The sequence below is a fragment of the Mesobacillus sp. genome (genome assembly GCF_049588175.1).
Classification (GTDB): Bacteria; Bacillota; Bacilli; order Bacillales; family Cytobacillaceae; genus Mesobacillus.
This window is the reverse complement of the sequence record NZ_JBAVFI010000395.1, coordinates 1-3,477: the sequence shown is the minus strand read 5'-3', so window position 1 is coordinate 3,477 and position 3,477 is coordinate 1. Positions and strand designations below refer to the sequence as shown.

At 40.9% G+C, this 3,477-nt stretch carries 3 protein-coding genes and 1 pseudogene; all 4 read left to right on the top strand.

Going from position 1 to position 3,477, the window contains the following annotated elements:
* Positions 1–161: pseudogene (locus WB217_RS10010) on the top strand (YneB family resolvase-like protein); the annotation flags it as partial.
* 61 nt (positions 162–222) lie between these two features.
* The gene (locus tag WB217_RS10005) at positions 223–456 is read left to right on the top strand and encodes a DUF896 domain-containing protein (RefSeq protein WP_423993018.1); all 234 of its coding nucleotides are present in this window, start codon (positions 223–225) and stop codon (positions 454–456) included.
* Between the two features lie 241 nt (positions 457–697).
* A complete protein-coding gene (gene tkt / locus WB217_RS10000) occupies positions 698–2,707 on the top strand; it encodes a transketolase (protein WP_423993016.1) in 2,010 nt (669 codons plus the stop codon).
* Positions 2,708–3,009: 302 nt separating this feature from the next.
* A partial coding sequence (locus tag WB217_RS09995) for an RNA polymerase sigma factor (RefSeq protein ID WP_423993014.1) occupies positions 3,010–3,477 on the top strand: 468 nt, incomplete at its 3' end.

Below are 3,477 nucleotides of genomic sequence, written 5' to 3'. Positions count from 1 at the left end.
TGCCAATCGAAGAGATTGTCAAGCTCAGGAATAATGGCCTTACATTCGCCGAGATTGCTGCAACATTAAGAGGCTTTGGGTTCAACGTTTCAAAAGCAACAGTTAATCGCAGGTATCTAGAATACATAGAGTCAATGGATAAGGAATCTCCTTCCTTGTAAAAATCGCTTGTTTCTAGTAACATGACTGTTGACGTAACTTTTTTACAAAGGAGCTTTACCAATGCTATCTAGTGATAAAATTGCCAGAATTAATGAATTGGCACGAAAAGCAAAAGCATCAAATTTGACTGAGGATGAGGCAAAGGAACAAACGAAACTTCGTGCAGAATATCTGCAATCCTTCCGTTCATCCATGCTTAATACATTAAAAGGTGTAACCATTGTAGATCCAGTTGGAAATGATGTTACTCCTGGTAAGCTAAAAGAACTTCAAAACAAAAATAAGCTTCATTAATAGAGGTCATTCAAAAGGATACATATTGTTTGTATCCTTTTTCTGTTTCTAAAGTTAGTGGATCCAACGTTATTTAAACTGTGTAACTCCGTGGGTTCAGTTACATAACTTTAAGGTATTTGTGTCAAAATAAATAACTATACGGCCTTTTCTGTCTCCTTCAGGCACAATTTGTTGTATAATAATTATTCTCGCTATAATATTAAGATTGTAGCCAGTACTTATAGAAAGGATGTATTTAATGTTTAATAAAATTGATATGCTTTCAATTGACTCCATTCGTACTTTATCGATTGACGCAATTGAAAAGGCGAATTCCGGACACCCTGGCATGCCAATGGGAGCAGCTCCGATGGCATACACGCTTTGGTCCCGTTACATGAACATCAACCCTAAAAATCCTGAATGGTTTAACCGTGACCGTTTTGTATTATCTGCAGGTCACGGATCAATGTTGTTATACAGCTTGTTGCACCTTGCAGGTTATGACCTTTCAATGGATGACATTAAGCAATTCCGCCAGTGGGGCAGCAAAACTCCAGGCCACCCTGAATTTGGCCACACAGCAGGAGTCGATGCAACTACAGGTCCACTAGGACAAGGGGTTGCTATGGCAGTAGGTATGGCTATGGCTGAACGCCACCTTGCAGCTGTTTACAATAAGGACAACTATAACATCGTTGACCACTATACATATAGCATTTGCGGCGATGGTGACTTAATGGAAGGTGTATCAGCAGAGGCAGCTTCTCTTGCAGCTCACCTCCAATTAGGCAGATTGGTCGTTATGTATGATTCGAACGACATTTCATTGGACGGCGAGTTAAATAAATCATTCTCTGAAAGTGTCGCTGACCGTTTCAAGGCATATGGATGGCAGTATATTCGTGTAGAAGATGGCAACAACCTTGAAGAAATCGCTAAAGCACTGGAAGAAGCAAAGACAGATGAGAATCGTCCTACTTTAATTGAAGTTAAAACAGTGATTGGTTATGGTTCACCTAACCTATCTGGTAAATCTGATGTTCACGGTGCTCCTCTTGGCGCTGACGAACTTAAGCTTACTAAAGAAGCATACAAATGGACTTTCGAAGAAGACTTCCATGTCCCTAGCGAAGTATATGATCACTTTAAACAGCAGATCGCTGATAAGGGTGAACAAACTGAGCAGGCATGGAATGAACTTTTCGCTAAATATAAGAGCGAGTATCCTGAACTTGGTGCACAGCTAGAAAAAGCAATGAATGCTGAGCTTGTAGAAGGATGGGATAAGAACATTCCGGTATATGAAGACGGCAAGAGTCTTGCTAGTCGCGCATCTTCAGGTGAAGCTCTTAACGGCATCGCAAAAAACTTGCCTTATCTAGTTGGAGGATCTGCTGACCTTGCTGGATCCAACAAGACGATGATCAAAGGAACAGGCGATTTCTTCCCAGGTTCATTTGAAGGCCGCAATATCTGGTTCGGAGTGCGTGAATTCGCTATGGGAGCAGCAATGAACGGAATGGCTCTTCACGGCGGTTTAAAAGTATTCGGCGGAACATTTTTCGTTTTCTCCGATTACCTTAAGCCTGCAATTAGACTTGCTGCATTAATGGGATTGCCTGTGACATATGTATTCACTCATGACAGCATTGCAGTAGGAGAAGACGGACCAACACATGAACCAGTTGAACAACTTGCTGGTCTTCGCGCAATTCCAAACCTGTCAGTAATCCGTCCAGCAGATGGGAATGAAACAGCAGCGGCTTGGAAATTAGCTGTTGAATCAACAAAGACGCCAACTGCGCTTGTGTTGACTCGCCAAAACCTTCCTACCATTAAGGATACTGATAAGAATGCTTATGAAGGAGTATCTAAAGGTGCATACGTAATTTCACCTGCAGGAAAAGAAACAGCAGATGCAATGCTCCTTGCAGCTGGTTCTGAAGTAGGCCTTGCAGTACAGGCTCAAGAAGCCCTTGCTTCTGAAGGCATCAATGTCTCAGTAGTCAGCATGCCTTCATGGGATCGTTTCGAGCAGCAATCTAAGGAATATAAAGAAAGTGTTATTCCTAAGTCAGTTAAGAAACGCCTTGGAATTGAAATGGGCTCTTCTCTAGGCTGGCACCGCTATGTTGGCGATGAAGGTGAAGTTATTGCGATTGACACATTTGGAGCCTCAGCACCAGGTGAAAAAATCATGGAAGAATACGGTTTCTCCGTGAACAATGTAGTAGCTCGTGTGAAAGCATTATTAGAACAACACTAAAACATCATTCGAAAATGAAAAAAGAGTATGAAGCCGACCAGGTTTTATACTCTTTTTTTATTTGCGCACTTAATATGAATGTTAAAAGTTATGATAAAATGTAAAAGGGATATTCAGGAAAATGCTTCATGAATATGGCGAAATGTAAATTTATTACTTTATACAAAACTCCATAAAACTATAATCTTTAAGCTCGCCATTGGGCGAGCTTTCTTAATGAACATAAAATAATTTATTTCAGGTGCATCTTTTTTCCAGTTAAGGTCGCCTAAAATGTAGAAGCAAACAAGGAGGTGCTGCAGATGGACCACATAGAACTGATGCAAAGAATTAGAGAAGGTGAGGATTCAGCATTTGCTGAACTGATCAATCCCCTGATCGAAAAGGGATATAGAACAAGCTATAGCATTCTCAAATCAAAGGAACAGGCAGAAGAGGTTGTCCAAAATGCAATGATTGAAGCGTACCGTAACATCATGAGCGGAAAGGGAATTACCTATTTTAGCACATGGTTCTATAAACTAGTCTCGCATCGATCCATCGATGTTCTGAGAAAGAATGGAAGATTGAAAGAAACAGTGATCGAAATGGATTACATGCGAGATAAAAAGGGAGTCCTGGACAGCGTCATAAAAGAAGAGACGGAGCTGGAAATTAAAAAAGGCATTACATCGCTTGAAAACCAAGACTACCGGAACGTACTGCTGCTTTATTATTATCAAGAGCTCACCATTCAAGAGGTTTCTGAGATGCTGGGGCTGAAAGCTTCA